The 6,099-nt window shown below is 74.6% G+C and carries 5 protein-coding genes; 3 read left to right on the top strand and 2 right to left on the bottom strand.

Annotated features, from left to right (window positions below; genetic code table 11):
* A partial coding sequence (locus AMK29_RS17495) for an RICIN domain-containing protein (RefSeq protein WP_143202902.1) occupies positions 1–357 on the top strand: 357 nt, incomplete at its 5' end.
* A 133-nt stretch (positions 358–490) separates the two neighbouring features.
* Here the strand turns inward: AMK29_RS17495 and AMK29_RS17490 are convergent.
* Positions 491–2,836: a beta-N-acetylglucosaminidase domain-containing protein gene (locus tag AMK29_RS17490; protein ID WP_073813918.1), complete on the bottom strand. Its 2,346-nt coding sequence runs from the start codon at positions 2,834–2,836 to the stop codon at positions 491–493.
* Between the two features lie 540 nt (positions 2,837–3,376).
* Between AMK29_RS17490 and AMK29_RS36420 the strand changes: the two genes are divergently transcribed.
* A complete protein-coding gene (locus AMK29_RS36420; protein WP_158071326.1) occupies positions 3,377–3,565 on the top strand; it encodes a peptidoglycan-binding domain-containing protein in 189 nt (62 codons plus the stop codon).
* A gap of 244 nt (positions 3,566–3,809) precedes the next feature.
* Here the strand turns inward: AMK29_RS36420 and AMK29_RS17480 are convergent, their stop codons facing one another.
* Positions 3,810–4,199 (bottom strand): hypothetical protein, encoded by a 390-nt coding sequence (locus AMK29_RS17480; protein WP_079196923.1) that lies wholly within the window; start codon positions 4,197–4,199, stop codon positions 3,810–3,812.
* Positions 4,200–4,428: 229 nt separating this feature from the next.
* On the opposite strand from AMK29_RS17480, the gene AMK29_RS17475 reads away from it, so the two are divergent.
* Complete coding sequence (locus tag AMK29_RS17475) at positions 4,429–6,078, top strand: FAD-dependent monooxygenase (protein ID WP_073813735.1); 1,650 nt, start codon at positions 4,429–4,431, stop codon at positions 6,076–6,078.
* Positions 6,079–6,099: the final 21 nt, after the last annotated feature.

The raw sequence follows: 6,099 nt of genomic DNA, 5'->3' as shown, positions 1-6,099 counted from the left end.
CCCACCGGTGCGAGCAACGGCGCCCAGCTCACCACGACGGCGCTGACCGGCTCCAACAGCCAGAAGTGGACCTTCACCGAGCAGTCGGACGGCTCCTACACGCTGGCCAACGTCAGCACGGGTCTGTGCGTCGACGTCAACGCCGGGTCCATGTCGGCGGGCGCGGCCATCATCCAGTGGACCTGCACCGGGACCACGAACCAGCGGTGGAACGTCACCGCGGCCACCGGCGGCGGCCACACGCTGACCTCCGTCAAGAGCGGCCTGGTCATCACCACCGCCTCCACCGGCAACAACGCCCTCGTCACCCAGCAGCCCAGCAGCGGATCGGCGCTCCAGCGCTGGACCATCGGATGACCCACCGGGCCTGACGACAGCAGGTGCGGTCACCGGTTCCGACCGGTGACCGCACCCGTTGCCCCGCCTGTCCGTCACGGCCGGTGCGGACGCCCATGCGCTGGGCGCCCGCACCGGCCGTCTCCGGTCGGGGTCAGGACGCGGGAGCGCCGTAGACGGCGATCTCGTAGAGGGAGTACCCCCACGAGGTGGCACGCGTGACGCCCTGCATGCGGACGTGGGTGACGGCACGGTCGGCCGGAAGCCGGACCACGTCGTTGCCACAGGCCGTCGGGCGCCGGGTGGCGACGGGAGTCCAGTTCACGCCGTCGTCGGAGGTCTCGACGCGGTACTCGGCCGCGCACGCCGCCTCCCAGGCGAGGGTCACCGCGGCGACCCGGGCCGGAGCCGCGAGCTTGATCTCCACCCATTCGCCGTCGCCGTAGCCGGAGGCCCAACGGGTCCCGGTGGAACCGTCGTTGACGTGACGGGCCGCGAGCCGGTCGAGGTTGCCCTCCACGCTGGAGGCCTTCGCCGTCCCCTTCAGCGCGAGGTTCTCGCCGCCGCCGGCCACGTCCCACAGTTCCAGCATGACGTCGGACCGGACGAGGAAGGCGTCGAGGACGCCGTCGCCGACCTTCGGCTGGACCCGCCCCCAGGTGTTGCGGGCCGGCTCGACGCGTACCGCCCCCGCCCGCTCCTGGAGGTCACGGGACTCGGCGCGCAGCACCTGCGACCGCTCCTTGCCCCCCGCCTGGCGCGCGGCGACGGCGTCCACCATGGCGACCGCGGCCCGGCCCCACAGCTCCGTGGCGTCGAGCCACGAGTCCGCGTCGGTCACGAAGCCCGCCTGCGTGGAGCCGCCGCGGATCCGCTCCGGTGCCCGCGCGATCGCGTCGGCGTAGGACCGCAGCTCCGCCAGGGCCCCGTCCCTCCGTCCCGCGTTCCAGTCGGTCCAGAACCGTGCGACGCGGCGGCTCAGTTCGGGGGCCTGCTGCTGCCACGGCGTCGCCCCGAAGGTGGGCGCGAGGTGCTCCAGGTCCGCGAAGACCCGCAGGGCCGCGGCCGTCTCGCCGTCTCCTCCCGCCAGGTACGACAGGGCCCGCGTCCAGCTCGTGGCCGCGTCGTACCCGCGGTCGTTCCAGGCGAAGTCGGCCGCGCCGAACACGGCGACCTCGCTGGCGTAGGGCTGGTTCATCGGGTTGGCGACGATGCCGCTCAGATGCGCCGAGAGCCCGGCCTCGCGCTTGTCGTACGGGGCGAGGAGCAGTCGGCCGCTGGTGGCGCCGAAGTCGTTGACCGGGTAGTTGTCCCAGACGAAGACCTCGCGGCCGAACAGCGCGGAGGCCGCTTCCGCCTGAGCGTTGGTGATCGAGGGCGGGACGACGTCGGTGCCGGTCCACATGACCTCGACAGCGGGGTCGAGGGTGGCCCGCAGGGTCCGCTTGTACGAGGTGTCGCTGAGGTCCCCGTACTCCGTGGGCACCATCTGGAGGGGCTGCGTCCCCGGCCTGGCGGCGACGAAGGTGCGCTGGACGTCGTTGAGCAGGTCCACCTGCGCCTTGGCCGCCGCCGCGCGCCCGGGCGCCCCGTAGGCCCGCCTGTCGCCTTCGCAGTTCCACGAGGTGTAGTTGATGTCGTCCAGGGGGACGGAGAACGCCCGCGCCCCCAGGTCGTGGATGGCCTGCAGTTTCGTCTTCAGGGCGGCACGGTCGGCGGGGTCGGAGTAACAGATGGAAGCGCCCGGGGAGACGGCGAAGGTGAACCGGACGTGGTTGGCGTTCGCCCGCTCGATCAGTCCGCCGAGCTCGGCGAGCTTGTCGGACGGGTACGGATCACGCCACTTGTCCCGGTGGTACGGGTCGTCCTTCGGCGCGTACACGTAGGTGTTGGCCTTGACGTCGCCGTAGAAGTCCATCTGGTCCAGGCGTTCGGCCGGAGTCCAGGGCTGCCCGTAGAAGCCCTCGATCGTGCCGCGCAACGGCATCGAGGGACGGTCGCTGACCTGGGCTCCCGCGATGCTCCAGCCGTCCTCGGCGGTACGGACGAAGAGCTGGCGCAGCGTCTGGACCGCGTAGTACTGGCCGGAGGCGTCCGTGCCTCCCAGCGCGACCTCCCGTGTCGCGCCGCCGGCGGTCACCCGGAGCGCGTAGCCCTCGGCCTGGCTCGGGGCGCTCGTACCGGAGAGGGCCGCGGCGATGTCGGGCCTCGACGCGGGCCCGAGCCGGACGGTGAGCAGGCCCCGCGGGGAGTGGCCACCGGGGGCCACCACGTCCACGCGGTCGGCACCGTGGGCCCGCAGCTCGCGGACGAGGCGGTCACGGGCGGCCTGGTCGGTGCGGTCGTCGGCGACGACGACGACCCGGCCCGTGACCACGGCGTCCCGTCCGGCCCTGCCGATCGACTGCGGGGTGGGAGAGACGGGCGGAAGGGGCGCGGAGGTCCGGTGGGCGGAGCCGGCCGGAGCGGGTTCGGCATGGGCGGGCTGCCCGGAACCCACCGGGCCGAGACCCAGCTGTCCGGCGGACAGTCCGAGGACGAGAAGCGAGGTGCTGAGCAGAGAGCGGGCTCTTTTCACGGCTGCTGCCTCCAGCGAAGGGAGAGAAGTGGGCCGGCACACGAGCGACCCACGGGCCAACTGCATGCAGTGGTACGGGAGATGGGATGTGCGGGCGGTTCAAGCTCGCACACCGCATTCATGTGGTCTAGACCACTTGGAGGGCGGGCGGCGTGACAGCGGGACGACGGCCGGGCCGACGCGCGCACGGCGGGCGCCGGCATGACGACCACGTCAGGACACGCACCCACTCGTCCGGGTGAGGTCCGAGGAGCATGTCGACGACCCCGTGGACGGCGGGGCGGAAGGCGTGGCGCGGCGTGGGCGAGCGGAGGCACCGGCGGCGCGCACACCGGCCCCGCCCCGCGACCGTCCGCGTCGGCCGTCAGGCGGCCAGACGTCGCTCGGTCAGGACGGGCGCGTCGGCCGCGACACTGGCCGCGGCTGGTGGTCCCGGTCGCCGGCGGCGACCGCGGACCGACGGTGACGGCCGTCCAGTCGCTGCTGACCGGGACCGGTCACCCCACGGCGGTCACGGGCCCCTTCACGTCGGAGACGGAGAACGTCCTGCGCATCTTCCAGGCCGAGCACGGCATCTCCGTCACCGGCGCCGCCAGGACCCGCGACCGGCTCGCCCTCGTGAGCGCCCAGGGCCCCCGCGCGCACGGCTGAGGCGCGGAGACCCGAGGTCGGGCGCGGGGCTCGGGACGGGGTCGGCGCCCGGGGTGGCGTCGGTGCCCGGGGGGCCGGTGCCCGGGGTGGCGTCGGTGCCCGGGGCGGGGTCGGCGCCCGGGAGGCGGGGTCGGCGCCCGGGGCGGGGTCGGTGCCTGGGGCGGGGTCGGCGCCCGGGGGGGCCGGTGCCTCCCCGGGTGGGGTGCCTGGGTGGGGGCCCGGGGTCCGGAGCGTCGACGTGCCGTCAGATGCCCGGGCCATAGCCCGGATCGGGGTCCTGCCGCGGATGCCACACGGCCGCGACGCCCCAGAGGCCGAGCGCCGCGACGGCGGCGCAGACGAGCAGAGCCGCCCACGGCCGCAGCCACCGCGTCGCCGCCGCCCAGGTCATGGGCGGTACGAGGATGCCCGCCAGGAGGATCAGCGGGACGTCGACGAGGATGACGCTCCAGTCCCGGGCGTGCGCCTCGAATCCGCCGTCGATGCTGAACGCGGCTCGGGGCAGCGCGAAGCCCCCGGCGACGACGGCTCCGACGACGGCGAGCAGACAGCCGACCGCGCTCTCCGTCCGGCCGTCGTCGTCGACGGGGTCGGAGCCGCCTTCGTCCGTGGGGAGTGACCGGTTCTCGCTCATGCCCGGGAGGGACGCCGGTCGCCTGCGGGCGGTTCCTTCCCCGCCCGAACACGACCGTCACCGCCCCGGTCTCGGCGCGTGCCGCCGCAGTTCCTCCGCCGCGCCGGTCACGTCCTGGTGAAGCGGTTCGGCGGCAGGCGCGTACCGGGCCTGGCTGGCCGAACGGGCGGTGGCGGGTGACCATGGAGGACGGGACCGACCGGACGCCGGCCAGGACTGGGAGGCACCCGTGCCGCAGACCGGAACCACCACCGACGTACTGATCGTGGGCGCGGGCCCGGTCGGCCTGAGCGCCGCGGGCGAGCTCCGCCGCCACGGCGTGCGCTGCCGGCTCGTCGACCGGCTCCAGGCCCGGCTGCCGTTCGCCAAGGCGGTCGGGATCCAGCCGCGCACCCTGGAACTCTGGGACCGGATGGGCCTGGCCCGAGCCGTGCTCGAGGCCGCGGTCCCGATGCGGGGCCAACTGGTCCACATCAACGGCAGGGAGGCGGCGCGGATCGACCTGGAGCTGCCTCCGGAGGTGCCGTACGGGTTCGCCGCGCTGCCGCAGTACGAGACCGAGCGCCTCCTCGAGGAGTACGTCGCCGCGCGGGGCACGGCCGTCGAACGCGGCACCGAACTGGTCTCGTTCGAGCAGGACCCGGACGGTGTCACCGCGCGCCTGCGCACCGCCTCGGGGGCCGACGAGGAGCTGCGGGTCCGCTACCTGATCGGCTGCGACGGCGCGCACAGCGTCGTACGCAAGACGCTGGGCCTGTCGTACGAGGGCGGCGCGTTCCCGGAGGCGTACATGCTGGGCGATGTCGTGGCCGAGAGCGACTGGGACGTGCCCCCCGGGTACGCCCTCCGCTCCGAGCATCGCGCCGCCGACGGTTCGACCGATGACGTGCTGGTCTGCATCCCGCTGCCGGGAGCCGGGCGCTACCGCATGTCGATGCGGGTGCCGCCGGACCTGGCGGGGCCGGGCGGGGGGACGGCGTCGTCCGACCGGGTCGAACACGGTCTCGCGGGCGGGGACGGACCGGATCTGGCCCATCTCCAGGCGGTCGTCGACCGGCTCGCTCCCCGCCCGACCCGGCTCTCGGGCCTGCGCTGGTCCTCGGTGTTCCGCATCAGCCACCGCATCGTCGACCGCTACGGCGCGGGGCGGGTCTTCGTCGCGGGCGACGCCGCCCACATCCATCCGCCCACCGGCGCGCAGGGCATGAACACCGGGGTCCAGGACGCCGTCAACCTGGCCTGGAAGCTCGCCCTCGTGGTCCGCGGCGAGGCCGGGCCCGCGCTGCTCGCGAGTTACGACGCCGAGCGCCGCCCGGTGGGCGAGGAGGTCGTGGGCCGTACCGTCCGGCATTCCACCCGGGGCATCGAGAACGACCCCGACGACCGGCGGACCGTGCTCCTGCGGGAGGCGCAACTCCTCGTCGGCTACCGGGACGGACCGCTCTCCGGTGTGCCGTACGGCCCGGTCGACGCGCCGCAGCCGGGCGACCGGGCCCCGGACTGCGCCGGCCTGACCACGCCCATCGCCGTCTTCCCGCTGCGTCTGCTCGACGTCCTGCGCGGGCGCCCCGGGCACGTCGTCCTTCTGTACGGGGCGGATGCCGGCGACCTGGCCGGGGCGGCGGAGGACACGAGGCGGGCCGGCGGCGACGCCTCCGGTGCCTTCACCGTCCTGGCCGTCCTGCCCAAGGGGACGTCGGAGCACGCGTCGCTCGGTGTGCCGGCGTACCGGGACGACGCCGGCGAGTTCGCACAGCTCTACCTCCCCGACGGCGGCACCGGTTTCGTCGTACGCCCAGACGGGCAGCTCGCCGCCCGGTTCCCGCTCGGCGGCACCACGGCGGCCCTGTCCGACTACCTCAGGGCCCTCTCCGCCTGACGTGCCGGGCCCCGCTCATGG

Source organism: Streptomyces sp. CB02261 (assembly GCF_001905665.1).
Taxonomy (GTDB): domain Bacteria; phylum Actinomycetota; class Actinomycetes; order Streptomycetales; family Streptomycetaceae; genus Streptomyces.
The sequence above is the reverse complement of the archived record's forward strand: the minus strand, read 5'-3'. Positions and strand labels throughout refer to the sequence as shown.